Annotated in this window: 16 protein-coding genes; 9 read left to right on the forward strand and 7 right to left on the reverse strand. The window is 73.0% G+C overall.

What is annotated here, in order from left to right:
* Window positions 1-405: 405 nt before the first annotated feature.
* Window positions 406-1,443 (forward strand): PLP-dependent cysteine synthase family protein, encoded by a 1,038-nt coding sequence (locus JWP64_RS28315; protein ID WP_297503061.1) that lies wholly within the window; start codon window positions 406-408, stop codon window positions 1,441-1,443.
* 70 nt (window positions 1,444-1,513) lie between these two features.
* Window positions 1,514-2,893: an alkaline phosphatase PhoX gene (locus JWP64_RS28320; RefSeq protein WP_297503063.1), complete on the forward strand. Its 1,380-nt coding sequence runs from the start codon at window positions 1,514-1,516 to the stop codon at window positions 2,891-2,893.
* A gap of 9 nt (window positions 2,894-2,902) precedes the next feature.
* On the opposite strand, the gene JWP64_RS28325 is transcribed toward JWP64_RS28320, so the two are convergent.
* Window positions 2,903-3,298 (reverse strand): STAS domain-containing protein, encoded by a 396-nt coding sequence (locus JWP64_RS28325; RefSeq protein WP_297503065.1) that lies wholly within the window; start codon window positions 3,296-3,298, stop codon window positions 2,903-2,905.
* Window positions 3,299-3,497: 199 nt separating this feature from the next.
* Here JWP64_RS28325 and JWP64_RS28330 point away from each other — a divergent pair, with 199 nt between their 5' ends.
* The 3 genes from JWP64_RS28330 to JWP64_RS28340 all read left to right on the forward strand — a co-directional run bounded on the left by JWP64_RS28330 (window position 3,498) and on the right by JWP64_RS28340 (window position 5,787).
* Window positions 3,498-3,797 carry a DUF2795 domain-containing protein gene (locus tag JWP64_RS28330; RefSeq protein WP_297503067.1) on the forward strand — a complete coding sequence of 100 codons (300 nt, stop codon included), beginning with the start codon at window positions 3,498-3,500 and terminating at the stop codon, window positions 3,795-3,797.
* Window positions 3,798-3,836: 39 nt separating this feature from the next.
* Window positions 3,837-4,283 carry an acyl-CoA thioesterase gene (locus JWP64_RS28335; protein WP_297503069.1) on the forward strand — a complete coding sequence of 149 codons (447 nt, stop codon included), beginning with the start codon at window positions 3,837-3,839 and terminating at the stop codon, window positions 4,281-4,283.
* 283 nt (window positions 4,284-4,566) lie between these two features.
* Complete coding sequence (locus JWP64_RS28340; protein ID WP_297503071.1) at window positions 4,567-5,787, forward strand: acyl-CoA dehydrogenase family protein; 1,221 nt, start codon at window positions 4,567-4,569, stop codon at window positions 5,785-5,787.
* A 26-nt stretch (window positions 5,788-5,813) separates the two neighbouring features.
* Here the strand turns inward: JWP64_RS28340 and JWP64_RS28345 are convergent, their stop codons facing one another.
* The 3 genes from JWP64_RS28345 to JWP64_RS28355 all read right to left on the reverse strand — a co-directional run bounded on the left by JWP64_RS28345 (window position 5,814) and on the right by JWP64_RS28355 (window position 9,752).
* Entirely contained in the window at window positions 5,814-7,598 is a 1,785-nt protein-coding gene (locus tag JWP64_RS28345; protein ID WP_297503073.1) for a helix-turn-helix domain-containing protein, read from the reverse strand.
* Window positions 7,599-7,711: 113 nt separating this feature from the next.
* Window positions 7,712-8,842: an LLM class flavin-dependent oxidoreductase gene (locus JWP64_RS28350; protein WP_297503075.1), complete on the reverse strand. Its 1,131-nt coding sequence runs from the start codon at window positions 8,840-8,842 to the stop codon at window positions 7,712-7,714.
* Between the two features lie 13 nt (window positions 8,843-8,855).
* Window positions 8,856-9,752 (reverse strand): alpha/beta hydrolase, encoded by an 897-nt coding sequence (locus JWP64_RS28355; protein ID WP_297503076.1) that lies wholly within the window; start codon window positions 9,750-9,752, stop codon window positions 8,856-8,858.
* A 169-nt stretch (window positions 9,753-9,921) separates the two neighbouring features.
* On the opposite strand from JWP64_RS28355, the gene JWP64_RS28360 reads away from it, so the two are divergent.
* Both JWP64_RS28360 and JWP64_RS28365 read left to right on the forward strand, forming a co-directional pair.
* Entirely contained in the window at window positions 9,922-10,761 is an 840-nt protein-coding gene (locus JWP64_RS28360) for a mycofactocin-coupled SDR family oxidoreductase (RefSeq protein ID WP_297503079.1), read from the forward strand.
* Window positions 10,762-10,824: 63 nt separating this feature from the next.
* The gene (locus tag JWP64_RS28365; RefSeq protein ID WP_297503081.1) at window positions 10,825-10,995 is read left to right on the forward strand and encodes a hypothetical protein; all 171 of its coding nucleotides are present in this window, start codon (window positions 10,825-10,827) and stop codon (window positions 10,993-10,995) included.
* Between the two features lie 22 nt (window positions 10,996-11,017).
* On the opposite strand, the gene JWP64_RS28370 is transcribed toward JWP64_RS28365, so the two are convergent.
* On the reverse strand, window positions 11,018-11,302 hold the full coding sequence (locus JWP64_RS28370; protein WP_297503083.1) for a LuxR C-terminal-related transcriptional regulator: 285 nt from the start codon (window positions 11,300-11,302) through the stop codon (window positions 11,018-11,020).
* A gap of 132 nt (window positions 11,303-11,434) precedes the next feature.
* Between JWP64_RS28370 and JWP64_RS28375 the strand changes: the two genes are divergently transcribed.
* Window positions 11,435-11,728, forward strand: a complete 294-nt coding sequence (locus tag JWP64_RS28375) for a hypothetical protein (protein WP_297503085.1) — start codon at window positions 11,435-11,437, stop codon at window positions 11,726-11,728.
* Between the two features lie 57 nt (window positions 11,729-11,785).
* Here JWP64_RS28375 and JWP64_RS28380 read toward each other — a convergent pair whose 3' ends face one another.
* Window positions 11,786-13,069: a glycosyltransferase gene (locus JWP64_RS28380; protein WP_297503087.1), complete on the reverse strand. Its 1,284-nt coding sequence runs from the start codon at window positions 13,067-13,069 to the stop codon at window positions 11,786-11,788.
* Window positions 13,070-13,344: 275 nt separating this feature from the next.
* Between JWP64_RS28380 and JWP64_RS28385 the strand changes: the two genes are divergently transcribed.
* Window positions 13,345-14,637 carry a competence/damage-inducible protein A gene (locus JWP64_RS28385; protein ID WP_297503089.1) on the forward strand — a complete coding sequence of 431 codons (1,293 nt, stop codon included), beginning with the start codon at window positions 13,345-13,347 and terminating at the stop codon, window positions 14,635-14,637.
* Window positions 14,638-14,738: 101 nt separating this feature from the next.
* Here the strand turns inward: JWP64_RS28385 and JWP64_RS28390 are convergent, their stop codons facing one another.
* A complete protein-coding gene (locus tag JWP64_RS28390) occupies window positions 14,739-15,362 on the reverse strand; it encodes a superoxide dismutase (RefSeq protein WP_297503092.1) in 624 nt (207 codons plus the stop codon).
* Window positions 15,363-15,443 lie beyond the last annotated feature (81 nt).

Consider the following 15,443-nt stretch of genomic DNA (forward strand, 5'->3'; position numbering starts at 1 on the left):
CGTCGGCCGCCGCGGCGGCGTGCTGCTCGGCCATCCGGCGCGCGTTCTCCGCGGCGACGAGGCGCCGGCGCAGCTCCTGGACGTGGGACTCGACCTGGGCACGATCGTAGCCGCGGCGGACCACGTCGAAGCCGGGCTGGTCCTCGGGATCCCATGGAGCGGTCACACCCGGTAGTTTTCCTGGTCGAATCCCCGATGGCCTCGCCGGGTCGGCGGGTGACCGGCTGCCTGCGGTCGGCGGTCGCCTCCGGAGAGTGACGACCGTCGCCGGGTCGTGTCACCCGGTCACCGGGGCCCCGCGGTACGGGCCCGCTCGCTAGGGTCGTCGGCATCAGCACGATCACCCCACCTCCCGAGCCCGTCGACCGGTCCTGCGCCCGCACCCGCAGCTGGGTCGACGAGGCGGTGCGCCGCGTCGAGGCGGACGCCAACCGCTCCGCGGACACCCACCTGCACGTCTTCCCGCTCCCCGAGGACTGGGGCGTGGACGTCTACCTGAAGGACGAGTCCGTCCACCCGACCGGCAGCCTCAAGCACCGGCTGGCCCGCTCGCTCTTCCTCTACGCCCTGGTCAACGGCCACATCACGCCGACGACGACGGTCGTCGAGGCCAGCTCGGGCTCGACCGCGGTGTCCGAGGCGTACTTCGCGCGGCTCATCGGGGTGCCGTTCGTCGCGGTGATGCCGCGGGCCACCAGCCCGGAGAAGATCTCGCTCATCGAGCGGTACGGCGGGCGCTGCCACTTCGTCGACACGGCACCCGAGATGTACTCCGAGGCGGAGCGGCTGGCGCGCGAGTCCGGGGGCCACTACCTGGACCAGTTCACCCACGCCGAGCGGGCGACGGACTGGCGGGGCAACAACAACATCGCCGAGTCGATCGTCGCGCAGCTGGCGCTGGAGCCGCATCCCGTCCCGGACTGGGTGGTGGTCGGGGCGGGGACCGGCGGGACGTCGGCGACGATCGGCCGCTACCTGCGCTACCGGCGGATGCCGACCCGGCTCGCCGTCGTCGACCCCGAGGGCTCGGCGTTCTTCCCCGGCTGGGCGAGCGGCGCGCACGACTACCAGACCGGCCGCCCGTCGCGGATCGAGGGCATCGGCCGGCCGCGGATGGAGCCGAGCTTCGTGCCGAGCGTGATCGACCTGATGATCCCGGTCCCGGACGCCGCCAGCATCGCGGCGGCCCGGCACCTGCGCGCCGTGACCGGTCGGTGGGCGGGTGGATCCACCGGGACGAACCTGTGGGGCGTCTGGCAGCTCGTCGCACGGATGCTGCGCGAGGGCCGGCGCGGCAGCGTCGTCACCCTGATCTGCGACGGCGGCGAGCGCTACCGGCACAGCTACTACGACGACGCGTGGGTCGCGGCCCAGGGCCTGGACCTGGCTCCGTGCACGGCCACGCTGGACCGGTTCCTGGCCACCGGCGAGTGGGTCGGCTGACCACCACCATCGGGTCACCTTCGGCGGGTTCTGCGGCACTCGTCCGGGTCCGGATGGTGCACTGCCGGACATGATCGGAAGGGTTGCCGTGACCGAAGCGGCGGTACGGGCCGGGCGGTTCACCCGGCGCGGCTTCCTGCGCACCGCGGCGGCAGGCGCCGGGATCGTCCTGACGGGCAGCACCGACATGCTCCACACGGCCCCGGCCGCTGCGCCCGGGTACGGGCCGCTGCTCCGGGACCCGAAGGGCGTCCTGGACCTGCCCGCCGGCTTCTCCTACCGTGTCGTCACCCAGGCCGGACGGACGAAGCTGGAGGCCGGCGGGCCGACCCCGCGCAACCACGACGGCACGGGCGCGTTCCCGCGTCCCGGCGGCGGCACCGTCCTGGTCAACAACCACGAGATCCGCGAGCCCGAGGGCACGAAGAACCAGGTCCCGCACCTCGACGGCCTGGTCTACGACCCGGGTGCCGCCGGCGGCTGCACGGTGATCGAGACCGATGCCGTGGGGCGCCCCCTGCGGGAGTACGTCGGCATCGCGGGCACGTCGACGAACTGCGCGGGCGGCGTGACGCCGTGGAACACGTGGCTGACCGGCGAGGAGACCGAACAGCGTGCGGGCGGCAAGGGCTACGAACGCGACCACGGCTACGTCTTCGAGGTCGACCCGTTCGATCCGGCGGCCAACCGGGACCCCGCACCGATCCGGGCGCTGGGGCGGTACAGCCACGAGGCCTGCGCGGTGGACCCGCGGTCCGGGGAGATCTACCTCACCGAGGACGCGTCGGGCCCGAACGGCCTGCTCTACCGCTGGACCCCGCCCGCGGGCTTCCGCAGCGGGAAGGGCAGCCTGCGCGCGCTCGGCCCGGCGGACGGGGTGCTGGCCGCGATGCGGTGCACGGACGCGTCCGGCAAGCACGTCGACGACCTGTCGAGGGCCACGGACGTCGGCACCGAGTACGCGGTGGAGTGGGTGCCGATCGACGACCGCGAGGCGCGGAAGCAGTCCACGCGCAAGCAGCACGGGGACGACGACGTCACGCGCGCCCACAAGCTCGAAGGCTGCTGGTGGGACGGCAACGGCGTCCACGTCGTGTCCAGCTACGCCGGCGGGGAGAGCCCGGAGCGCCACGACGGACAGCTCTGGTTCTACGACGCGGCCCGCTCCCGGCTCACCCTCGGCCTGCTGCTGCAGGCCGGCGAGGAGGAGTTCGACAGGCCGGACAACATCAGCGTCTCACCGTACGGCGGCGTGATCCTCGCTCAGGACGGCAACGGCGACAACGGCCTGTTCGGGGTGACGGCAGCCGGCGACCCGTTCCCGCTGGCCCGCGCCTCCGGCTCCGAGTTCACCGGGCCGGTCTACTCCGCGGACGGCGCGGTGCTCTTCGCGAACATCCAGGAACCCGGGACCATGTTCGCGATCACCGGGCCCTGGCGGCGGAGCTGACCGGGCCGTTCAGGCCGTAGGACGCAGCGCTTCGGGGACGCCGTCCGCCACGTCGAACAGGGCGAGCAGGCCGGTGGCCTCCAGCGCCCGGGTGACGATCCGGGACCCGCAGACCAGCCGGAGCCGGTGACCGCGGCGCTCGGCGTCGTCCTTCGCGGCGACCAGGACGGCCAGCCCGGCCGAGCCCAGGAACGTGACCTGCGAGAGGTCCAGCACCACCAGGGGGACGGTGGGCAGGTGCTCGTCCAGCTCCCCGCGCAGCACCGGCGCGGTCAGCGTGTCGATCTCTCCGAGGACGTGTACGACCAGGGCGTCGTCGCCGTGACCGACCACCTCGAACCGCACGACCTCGCCGACGTCGCCCCCGGGGCTGTCGCCGGTTCCGACGGATGACTCACCGCTCATGCGCACCGTGCTCCTCGCGCCTTTCCGGACCTCTGGTGCGGACTGTCGTCTCAACCGCCCGCCAACCCTACGGCCGCCGGTGATTCGGACACAACAAACCCCTCGCGCGGCGTTTGAACGGGTGTGATGTAGGGCACCTACTGCTGACCGACCTGCCGGCGGCCGCGGTTGGACGCCCGCTCCGGTCGAGGAGGAAACCGTGTACCGAAGGACGTCCCGCGCCGACGTGACGCGTATCGGCCAGGTGCTCGACGGGATGGAGTTCCCGGCAGCCAAGTGGCAGCTCATCGCGCACGCCGACCACTACGGCGCCGACGCCGTGACCCGCTCCGAGCTGTGGGCGATGCCCGTCGCGGTCTATCCGGACCTGGTCTCGGTGCTGACGGCGATCGGCGTGCTGGGCCGCCCGGCCCCGTCCCGCGCCGTCCCGCCGCCACCGGCGGCGTACCGGAGCCAACCGGAGTTGCAGGCCGCGGCGCAGGAGCGCCGCGAGCGCTGAGTCCGCGTTCTCGTCGGTGCCTCGTGCGATGCTCCGGGCATGGGGCAGGAGATGTTCTCCGTGCAGGTCGGGGTCCGCAGCTACGAGACGGACGCCAACGGGCACGTCAACCACGCCGTCTACCACCACTACGGCGAGCACGCCCGGATGGAGCACTTCCGGGCTGCCGGCTGCTCCGCGCCACTGCTGCTGGAGCGGGGCTGGACCGTGGTCATCCTCGAGACGCACGCCCGGTTCCTGTCCGAGCTGCTGCTCGGTGAACAGGTGGAGGTGAGCTCCGAACTGCGGTTCGGCGAGGGCAAGTCCTTCGGCATGGAGCACGTGGTGCGGCGGCTGACGACCGCGGACGGGGAGGCCGTGGGCGGCACCGTCGCCTGCGAGATCAGCTGCCGGATGGGGGTGCTCGACACCACCGCCCGGCGCCTGGTGGCCGATCCGCGGGGCAAGCTGCTGTCGATGGCGACCCGGCCCGAGCTCATCGGCTGACCGGGCGATCCGCGGCGGGCGGCGGCGCCGTTCGTCCGGTCCGAGCGGTACCTCCGGCAGGGGCGCCTGGCGTGACGAAGGGTCGGCGTGACGAAGAGCGGCCCACCTGCGGCACGAAGCAGTAGCCCGACCCGGCACCGTCCACTTGGGCTCCATGTCCGCGAGTCGGCGCTTTCGATCGCCTGACATCTCAAAGTGAGATGTCGGGAGGCCGCCGCTGCCGGGCTCTGATGGTGACGGCACCCCGTCGACGATGACGGGCCCGATCCGAAGGACGGTCATCATGACGGCAACCCAGGAGTCCCCGGCGCCCACCGTGCCCGGGGAGAGGCCCAGCGCGGAGACCCTGATCGCCCGCGCCGAGGCACTCGTCCCCGTGCTCCGCGAGCGGGCGGAGCGCTGCGAGGAGCTCCGCCGGATCCCCGACGAGACGATCGTGGACCTCACCGAGGCCGGCCTGTTCGACCTCGTCGCCCCGTCCAGCGTCGGCGGGTACGGCTACGGGATGCGCGAGTTCGGCACGATCACCCGGATCCTCGCGCAAGGCTGCGCGTCGACCGCGTGGGTCTACTCGTTCCTCGTGGTGCACAACGTCTCGCTCGTCCAGGACACCCCGCACCTGCTCGGCGGCCGGGCGTTCGCCCCCTGCGCGCTGTCGGCCGGGTTCCAGGCGACCCCGTCGGGCACCGCGACGAAGGTCGACGGCGGGTGGCGACTCACCGGCAGGTGGCCCTTCGCCAGCGGGATCATGAACAGCGACTACTCGCTGCTCATCACCACCGAGGACCGCGCCGACGGCAGCGAGCCCGCGCTGCTCGGCCTGGTCGTCGACGTCGCGGACGTGACGATCCACGACGTCTGGCACATGTCCGGGATGAAGGGCACCGGCTCCAACACCTTCTCCTGCGACGACCTGTTCGTCCCCGCGGACCGGCAGTGGACGGTCTTCGGCCAGGAACCGATCCGCCCGCTCGACCACGGCGAGTTCCGTCCGCTCGAGGGGTTCTCCATGATCCGGATGTTCGACGTCCTTCTCGCGGCGGTCGCCGTCGGCAGCGCCGAGGCGTGCCTCGCGGACTACAAGCAGCGGATCCTCACCCGGACCGTCGGATTCGGGCTCGGCCCGCAGCGCGAGCACCCCGAGGCCTGGGTGCGCTACGGCGACGCCGTCACCAGGACCCGGATCGCGCGGCTGGTCTGGGACGAGACCCACCGCGTCGTCACCGACCTCGCGGACCGGCAGGAGAAGGCGACCCTCGAGCAGGCCGCGGTGCTGCGCATGGCGTCCCCGCGGATCTGCGCGCTGGCCCGGGATGCGATCGAGACGATGCTCGACGGCGCCGGGTCGAGCGTCAACGAGCTGCGCAGCCCGTTCCAGCGCTACAAGCGGGACGTCGACACCCTCAAGAGCCACTCCTACCTGCACTGGGACGGCGCGGCCGTGACCGCCGGCGCCGCGCTGCTGGGCGTCACGGACACGCCGGACGCGTTGTTGCTGGTCTGACCGACCTGTGAGTGGCGAAGAGCGTTCTAACGCTCTTCGCCACTCACAGGGGGTGTGATGGCGAAGCGGCGGACCTTGCGGTAGATCGTGGCCCGGGAGATCCCGAGGTCCGCGGCCGCGCGGTCCTTGTTCCAGCCCGCCCTCTGCAGCGCCGCGACGATCGTGTCCCGCTCGGTGCTCTCCAGCAGGGCGAGCCGGGGCCGGTCCGGCGGGCTGCGGTAGCCCTCGGGCAGGTGGTGCGTCGAGACGTCGAAGTGCATGCCGTTCACCAGCGCCGTCGCCAGCACCCGGCGCAGCTCCCGGACGTTGCCGGGCCAGGGGTGCGCCTTCAACGCCCCGAGCACGGACGCGGTGCAGCGTGGCCGGGTGCCGCCCTGGCTCAGCTCGTCCAGGAGTTCCTCGACGAGCACCGGCACGTCCTCGGCGCGGTCGCGCAGCGGCGGCACGGCGAGCGTCACCTCCGCGACGTCCAGCAGGTCGCCGCTGGGCGGGTCGACGCTGGTCAGCACCACGCGGGCCCGCGCGGCGCCGACGAGCGCGGCGACCGTCCCCGCGGCCTCCGGCGAGAGGTCCGTGACGCGGCGGAGCACCACGGTCGCCCGCGGGTCCTCGAGCGCGGAGCCGAGCTCGTCGAACCAGGCGTCGCCACGGTGCGGTTGGGTCCGGCAGTCCAGGATCCGCGCCGGCCCGCTTCCGCCGCGGGCGGCGTGCAGCCGCGACGCGAGCCGGGCCTTGCCGACGCCGGGCTCGCCGTGCAGTAGCACCGGGCCGTCGAGCTGGGCGACCCGGTCCACCTGCCGGAGCACCCGCCGCCACGCACCGCTGCCGGTCGGCTGCCGCGCGCCGCCGGGGGAGACCGGCACCATCGTGACGATCACCCCGGCGGGCCGGGCCGCACCGGAGTCGACGGGCGTGCAGCGCGCCTGCACGATGATCTCCCGGGTCAGGGTCAGCTCGCCGCTGACCTCCCGCCCGGATGCGATCGCCCCGCCCGCCCACTCCCACAGCAGGGCGTGGTCCGCGGGCTCGAACAGCTGCGCGGCCGCCGAGTTGGTGATCAGGAAGTCCTCGTTGAACGAGGCCACGGCGATGTCGCGGCGCCGCCGCGTCCGCTCGACGAACTCCTCGAACAGCGCCCGTTCCCGCGCGGTCGCCTGCTCGCGCAGCCGCAGCTGGATCTCCCGGACGGCCTCGGTGAGCAACGGCAGGAGCAGCTCGTTGGTGTCCCGCGAGCCACAGGTCAGGTCCAGGACGCCCTCGAGCCGGTTGCTCAGCGGGTCGACGATCGGCACCCCGACGCAGGTGAAGTCCTGCATCGCGTCCTGGTAGTGCTCGCCGCCGACGATCAGGGTCGGCCGCCGTTCCTCGACGACGGTGCCCAGGCCGTTGGTCCCGACGAGCTCCTCGCCCAGGCAGCAGCCCGGCGCCGCGGAGATCCGGTCCAGCCCGGTGAACAGGGCCCGCTCACCGGCCCCCCGCCACAGGATCCAGGCCTTGCTGTCCGCGAGGACGACCGCGGTCGTCGTCCCGGAGAGCTGCCCGACGAGCCGGTCCAGCACCGGTTCCGCGGCCCGCAGGAGGCGCGGCGCGGCCGGCCGGTCCGGGTCGAACCGGCCGTCCGGAACCCGGGTGGGGTCGACCCCGGAGAGCAGGGACCGCCGCCACGACGCGGCGATCTCGGGCCGGACCAGCTCGGGGCCGGACCCGCCCGGCCTGGCGCCCGCGGAGAGGATCTCCTCGCGCGCCCGCTGGACGCGCCGCTGCGCCTCGGCGCTCCAGCGCGCCCCCACGAAGGGCACCGTCCGCCCCATCCCGACCTCCTCGTCGGCAGGAACTGCTGCTCAACAGTGCCGAACGGCCGTCAGGTCCGGCAAGGCCCGACGACCGTTCGGTCCACCGCCGACCGCCGGCTGCTGCGCTCGATCTAGCCGCCCGCGGCCGCGCGCCGCTGGCGCGTGGTGCGGTGCTCCGGGTCGAGGTCGAACTTCGGGATGACGTAGTCGCCCATCAGGCGGATCATCCGCAGCGTCTCCTCCTTTGTCTTGACGCCGCGGAGCATGAGCAGCTGGTCCGCCCCCGTCGCCTCCCAGGCCTTGACCTGCTGGATGACGTCGTCGGGGTCGCCGACGATCGCCGCCCCGAGCCCGATGAACGCGTCGAGCATCTCCTCCGACAGCTCCGGCATCACCGCGGGCCACTGCGGGAAGCCCTCCGGCCGCGGGAACGTGTCGTGGTACCGGAAGACCTGCGACATCTGGTAGTTGTTGCCGCCGGCCAGGAAGTCCCGGCGGGCCTCTCCGCGGTCCTCGGCGATCGAGTTGAACCCGTTCGCGACGATCAGGTTGTCGTTCACCCACGCGCCGATCGGGTCGTCGCAGTTCGCGACGGCCCGCTTGTAGGCCTTGATCGCCGCGTCCGTCTTGGGCAGCTCGTCCAGGGAGAACCCGAGCGCGCCCATGCCGCGCCGTCCGCACATCTCGAAGCTCGATGTGTTGCCCGCCGCGTACCAGATCGCCGGGTGCAGCGGCCCGTACGGCTTGGGCAGGACCTTCCGGGCCGGCATGTCCCAGTACTCGCCGGAGAAGCCCGGGTACTCGTCCTGCATCCACATCTTCGCGAACTCGGGGACCGTCTCCTCGAAGATCCTCTTGGTCTCGTTGACGTCGGTGACCTCCGTGTGGAAGGCCTTGACCTCGTGGCTCCCGGCCCCGCGGCCGACGCCGAACTCGAAGCGGCCCTCGGTGAGGTGGTCCAGCATCGCGACGCGTTCGGCGACCGCCGCCGGATGGTGCACCTTCGGCAGCGGGTTGAAGATTCCGGAGCCGACGTGCGCGCGGGAGGTGAGCGCGCCCAGCGCGCCGAGGAACACGTCGTTCGACGAGATGTGGCTGTACTCGTCGAGGAAGTGGTGCTCGGAGATCCAGATGTACTTGAACCCGGCCTTCTCGGCGGCGAGGCAGACCTCGAGGTCGTCCATCAGCGTCCGGTGCTCGGCATCCGGGTCGGTGCGCCGGTCGGCGGGCAGGTAGCCCTGGGTGAGGAATCCGAACTCCATGATCGTCCCTTTCTCAGACGGCCGCGGTGGCGCGGGCGTGGGCCCGGACGAAGCCGCCGGCCCGGTCGACGGCGCGCTGCGCCTCGGGCAACCGGTCGGCGAACATCTGGAACACGTGGACCATCTCGTAGCCCACCTGGAGCGTCGCGTCCCCGCCCGCGGCCAGCACGCCGTCGACGACCCGGACCGCGTCGTCCTCGAGCACCTCGCTGCTGCCCACCTGCACGAGTAGCGGCGGCAGCCCGCCGAGCGGCGCGAGGAACGGGGAGACGCGGGGGTCGGCGGGATCGTGCCCGGCGAGGTAGCCCTCGGCCATCCCGGTCAGGACGGCCCGGCTGACCAGCGGGTCGACGCTCTCCCGCGCGGACATCGAGTCCCCGCTGAGGGTGAGGTCGGCCCAGGGGGACATCAGCACCCCGGCCGCGGGCAGCGCCTCGCCGCCGTCGCGTGCCGCGACCAGCGTCGCCAGCGCCAGTCCGCCGCCCGCCGAGTCACCGGAGACGACCAGGTCCGCCGGGTCGACGCCGTCGGCCAGCATCCCGCGGTACGCGGCGATCCCGTCCTCCCAGGCGGCGGGGAAGGGGTTCTCCGGGGCGAGCCGGTAGTCCGCGAGGAAGACACGGGCGCCGGCCGCACGGGCGATCCGGGCGGCGAGGTCGCGGTGGCTCGCGGGTGAACCGATCAGGTAGCCGCCCGCGTGGAAGTGCAGGATCGTCGTCGGCCCGGACTCGGGGACGCTCACCCACGAGCCCCGCACCCCGCCGACCGTGCCCTCCGTGATCGTCGCGTCGGCCGGTGGCTCGGGGCACATGCCGTCGAAGCCGACGCGCATCTCCTCCAGCGTGGCGTCCTCGCGCAACCACAGCCCGTAGGCCGCCGTGGCGAGCTCGTTCACCCGTGCCGAGACCATGGATCCTCCGTGCGGTCGGGGCGGGCCGCACTGCCCGCCTCTGCGGTGACGACACCAGGCCGCGGTCTCCCGGCGAGGTCTCACATTGAGACCTCGATGTCACGCCGTCGCGTCCCTACCGTCGAGACGGCCCGGCAACGCGGCCGGGTGTCGACGCGGAGGTGGATCCATGGGTCGGATGGACGGCAAGGTCGCGCTGGTCACGGGCGCGGCGCGGGGCCAGGGTCGCTCGCACGCGCTGCGGCTCGCCGAGGAGGGCGCGGAGATCGTCGCGGTCGACCTGTGCGCGCAGATCGACACCGTGCCCTACGGGATGGCGCGCCCGGAGGACCTCGCCGAGACGGCCAAGCTGATCGAGGAGCTGGACCGGCGCGTGCTCACGCGCGAGGCCGACGTCCGGGAGCAGAGCGCGCTGGACTCCGCGGTGGCCGACGGTCTCTCGGAGTTCGGGCACATCGACGTCGTCTGCGCCAACGCCGGCATCTTCAGCTACGCCCCGGCGTGGGAGATGACCGAGACGATGTGGGACGACATGCTGGCCGTGAACGTGACGGGGGTGTGGAAGACGCTGAAGGCGGCCCTGCCGTCGATGATCGAGCGGGGGAAGGGCGGCTCCCTCGTCCTGACGAGCTCGACGGCCGGTCTGCGCGGCTTCGCGAACATGGTCCACTACACCGCGGCCAAGCACGGCGTCGTCGGGGTGATGCGGACGATGGTGCAGGAGGTCTCGCAGTACGACATCCGGTGCAACACCGTCCACCCGACGGCCGTCGACACGGACATGATCCAGAACCGGCCGATGTACGAGCTGTTCCTCCCGGACGCGAAGCCGGAGGAGCTCACCCGCGAGCGCTACGGCGAGGCGTTCCAGGCCCTGCACACCATGCCGCACCCGTGGGTGGAGGCGCGGGACATCTCCAACGCCGTCCTCTGGCTCGCCTCGGACGAGTCCCGCTACGTGACGGGCCAGACGATCGCCGTCGACCTGGGGTTCCTCGAGAAGGTCTAGGGCTGCGATCATGGGTTCACACCGGCGCGCGCATGCCTCCGGGCGGGCGGGGTAGCCCGGGCCATGACCGAGCCACGGAACCAGGACCAGGACGAACCGGACCAGGACGCCGAGCCGACGATGACGGCGCCGCCGGAGGACCGCCCCGACGCGGGCGCGACGACCGGGGGCCGCGCGGACAGCCCGGACGTGGTCGACACCGACGACGCGCAGGGCGCCCCGCCCGGGCGGTGACGGCGCCGGTGTCGGCAGGGTGTCAGCGGTTCTGCAGGTACACGAGCACCGCGCTGACCCGGCGGTTCAGGTCCCTCTCCTCGGACAGCCCGAGCTTGGAGAAGATCGAGTTCGTGTGCTTCTCGATCGCCCGCTCGGACAGCACCAGGGCCGCGGCGATGGAGGTGTTGCTCTTGCCCTGGGCCATCTCGCCCAGCACCTCGACCTCGCGCGGGGTGAGCGAGTCCAGCTCCGAGGACTTCGCGCGGTCCGCCGCGACCAGGCCCTCGATGACGGTGGGGTCGATGACCGAACCGCCTTCGGTCACCCGGGGGATCGCCGCGGCCAGCTCGTCGCCGTCCGCGACACGTTCCTTGAGCAGGTAGCCGCGCCGCGCCGTGCCGTCGGCCAGGTCAGCGCGTACTGCGCCTCCGCGTACTGGCTGAGCAGGGTCACGCCGATGTCCGGCTTGCGGGTGCGCAGGTCCGCGGACCTGGCCGTACAGGTCTCCGACGCGGCGCAGAACCTGCCGCTCGCGGTCCTCATCGGCGCGATCGCGGGGTGGCGCGCCGGGTTCTTCCACTGGGCGTTCGCACTGCTGATCGTCGCGAGCAACGCCGTGATGCCGGTCGGCCAGTTCGGCACGCTGCTCGACATCGCCATCGGCGCGGCGCTCGGGCTGTTCATGGTGAGCGTCGGCGTCGCCGCCCTGCGGATGACGAACCGGGAGTGGGCCACCGGAGAGCGGCGCTGAGCGAGACACGGGGAAGGCCACCGTCCCGAGGGGCGGTGGCCTTCCGCATGCCAGGAACTAACGCAGGGCGATCGCGGGACGGGTCTGCCCGCCCCGCGGGCCGTCCTGGTCGCTGCAGCCCTGGTCCTGGGCCGCGACGAGCGGGGGGACCCGGCCGCCGGCGCGGCGCGCCTTGCGGCGGGCCTTCAGGTAGACGTACGGGCCGGCCAGCATGCCGCGCAGGCGCGTGCGGCCGGCGCCGCTCGGCATGGCGTCGCCGGCGCCGGCCTCGCGGTCCGCGATCCTGCCGAGCTGGCGGACGGCGGCCGGGATCCGGCGGAACGCGGCGGCGCGGCCCCGCGGGGACAGCGCGACCTTGGTCAGGAAGCCGGCGAGCCCGATGGCGTAGCCCTCGACCTGCTCGCGCAGCGCAGCGCTGTCCGGGCGGTGGTGGTGCCAGACGTACGCGCTGGGCTCGTAGCCGAGCACGTGCCCGGCGAGCACCAGCCGGACGAGGAACTCGCAGTCCTCGCCGGAGCGGGTGGCCGAGCCCGGGCCGAGGGCCTCGTCGAAGCCGCCGGAGATGCGGGCGACGTCCGCCCGCACCGCGAGGTTGGCGCCGATCCCGAACAGGCCGGGGGAGAAGGGGAAGATCGCCGAGTCCGGGGGCGGGTCCGCCAGGGAGAACGTCCGGGAGACGAAGCCCTTGTTCCAGCCCAGGGCCGCGTCCGCCGCGCGCTCCTCGTCCGAGCCGAGGCTCGCCGCCAGCACGGGCCCGCTGACGCAGACCAGATCGGGGTTCGCAGCGAACGCACCGGCCATCCGGCGGGCCCAGGAGGGGTCGACCTCGGTGTCGTCGTCGGTGAACGCGACGAGCCGGGTCCGGGCCTCGGCGAGGCCGCGGTTGCGCCCGGCCGACGCACCCCGGCGCGCCTCCCGCACGTACCGGACGCGCTCGTCGGCGATCGCCTCGACGGCGTGCCGGGTGAGCTCGTCCTCCGGGTCGTTGTCCACGACGAGCACGGTGACGGACGGGTGGTCCGAGCCCAGGATGCTGTGCACGCAGCGGCCGATGCTGTCCGGCCGTCCCCGGGTCGCGACGACGACGGTGATCGGTTCGACGGACGACGGCGCGGCCGGCGCGGTCGCGCTGCCGAAGCGGGCGTCGATCGCGGCGCGGACGTCCGCGGCACCGGCACGGCCGGCCCGCAGCGGGACGGTGACCTGGCCCAGCGGGGCACCGTCGGGCATGGTCACCAGCAGGCGGGCGGCGCCGAACCGGGCGTCGACGGCGATCTCCGTCGCGTCGGTCCGCTCGGCCCGGCCGACCCAGGTGGGCTCGCGCAGCGTCTCGTCCGGCATCAGTGGAGCGTCCTTCCCTCTGTCGCGGCGGCGGACCGGTGGGGTCATCGGGTCCGCCTGCCGCGGCGGTGCCGCCCTCTGGGGAAGAGCGACCGTTCGCGCTTGTCCTGACCAAGTCTCCGCATGCCCGCTGTGACGACACTGAGAAACGCTGAAGATCCAGGTCAGAGCGTTGTTTCCGGTGTGTTCGGACGAGCGGAGGAGAGCATAGCGTCACGCTCCGTGTCCTGCCTCACGGACGCACGGCGGCCGCCGGCGGCGGTACGGTCTCGACCATGGTCGAACGGGCTCCGGGGAAGCGGCCGCGCGCCGGCATCGTCGTCACCGGGAGCGAGCTGCTCACCGGCGCCGTGCGGGACGCGAACGGCCCGTTCGTGGCGACGGAGCTGGGGAATCTCGGGTTCGAGGTCTCCCACGTGCTGCTCGTCGGGGACCGCCCGGAGGACCTCGCGCAGGCCCTGCGGTTCGTCGCGGACTCCGGCGCCGAGCTCGTCGTCACCAGCGGGGGCCTCGGACCCACCGCGGACGACCTGACGGCGGAGATCGTCGCCGCCTTCGCGGGCCTCGAACTCCACCCGGACGAGGCGATGCGGGAGCTGATCGCGCGCCGCGTGGAGCGCTGGGCGGCCCGGACGGGATTCGGCGGTCCGGCGCTGGACGCCGCGACCGCCAAGCAGGCGAGGGTGCCCCGCGGCGCGACGGCCCTGGAGCCCGTCGGGACGGCGCCCGGGCTGGTGGTGCCCCGCGCCGGCGGCCCGCTCGTGCTCGTCCTGCCCGGGCCGCCGCGCGAGCTGCAGGGGATGTGGCCGAGCGCGCTGGCCGCCGCGCCGATGGCGGAGCTGCTCGCGACCGTGCCACATGCCGAACCGGTGCTGCTGCGGTTCCAGGGGCTGCCCGAGTCCGAGATCGCCGAGACGCTGCGGGTCCTGCCCGCCTACCCGGACGTCGAGGTCACCACGTGCCTGCGCCGCTCGGAGCTCGAGGTGGACCTGCACCCGTTCCCCGGCGGCGAGGCGGACGCGACCGCGCTCGCGGACGCGATCGTCGCCCGGCACGCGAAGAACCTGATCAGTGCGGACGGCACCACCACCGATGAACTCCTGGGCCGCGCGCTCGAGGCCTCCGGGCAGACCGTGGCGACGGGGGAGTCCTGCACCGGCGGCATGCTCGCGGCCCGGCTCGTCGACCGCGCGGGCTCGTCGTCGTACGTCCTCGGCGGGGTCGTCGCCTATTCCAACGAGGCGAAGACGGCCCTGCTGGACGTCCCGGCGGAGATGATCGAGGAGCACGGCGCGGTGTCACCGGAGGTCGCGCGAGCCCTGGCCGACGGCGCGCGGGCGAAGCTCGGCGCGTCGATCGGGGTCGGGATCACCGGCGTCGCCGGACCCGGCGGCGGGACGGAGGCCAAGCCCGTCGGCTACGTGTGCTTCTGCGTCACGACGGACGACGGCCGGGTCCTCGCCCGGGACCCGGTCCTGCCGGGCGGCCGCAACGACATCCGGGAGCGCTCCGTCGACCTCGCCATGCACCTGCTGCTCCGCGCCTCCGGAGCCCTCCCCGCCCGCTGACCTCCGCGAGTCGGCACTTCCGGCTGCCCGAGTGTGCGATCCCGGGTGTCCCGAAAATGCCGACTCGCGCGACCTGAAGTGCCGACTCGCGGGGAGCGGGGTCAGGCGGGGGTGATCAGGCCCGTGGTGGTGCGGGCGGCGTCGAAGCGGGCCTGGGCGTCGGCCCAGTTCACGACGTTCCACCAGGCCTTCACGTAGTCCGGCTTGACGTTCTTGTACTGCAGGTAGAAGGCGTGCTCCCACATGTCCAGCATGACGAGCGGGATCTGCCCGGCCGGTAGGTTGGCCTGCTGGTCGTAGAGCTGGTGGATCAGCAGTCGGCCGCCGAGGGCGTCCCAGGCGAGGATCGCCCAGCCGGAGCCCTGGATGGTCGTGGCGACGGCGGTGAAGTGCGCCCGGAACGCATCGAACGAGCCGAAGGCGCCGTCGATCGCCGCGGCGAGCTCGCCGGTCGGCTTGTCGCCGCCGTCCGGGGACAGGTTCTGCCAGAAGATCGAGTGGTTGACGTGCCCGCCGAGGTTGAAGGCGAGGGTCTTCTCGAGCCCGACGACTGCGTCGAAGTCACCACTCTCGCGGGCGGCGGCCAGCTTGTCCAGCACCGCGTTGAGCGCGGTCACGTAGGTGTTGTGGTGCTTGGAGTGGTGCAGCTCCATGATCTCGCCGGCGATGTGCGGGGCGAGTGCGCCGTAGTCGTAGGGCAGGTCGGGCAGGGCGTACGTGGCCATTATCGGGGCGCTCCTCTGCATAGTGCATATGACTGGCAACTGAGATCTTGACGCAACTGCCGGTCTGATGCCACTCTGGTG

Source organism: Pseudonocardia sp., assembly GCF_025465255.1.
Classification (GTDB): domain Bacteria; phylum Actinomycetota; class Actinomycetes; order Mycobacteriales; family Pseudonocardiaceae; genus Pseudonocardia.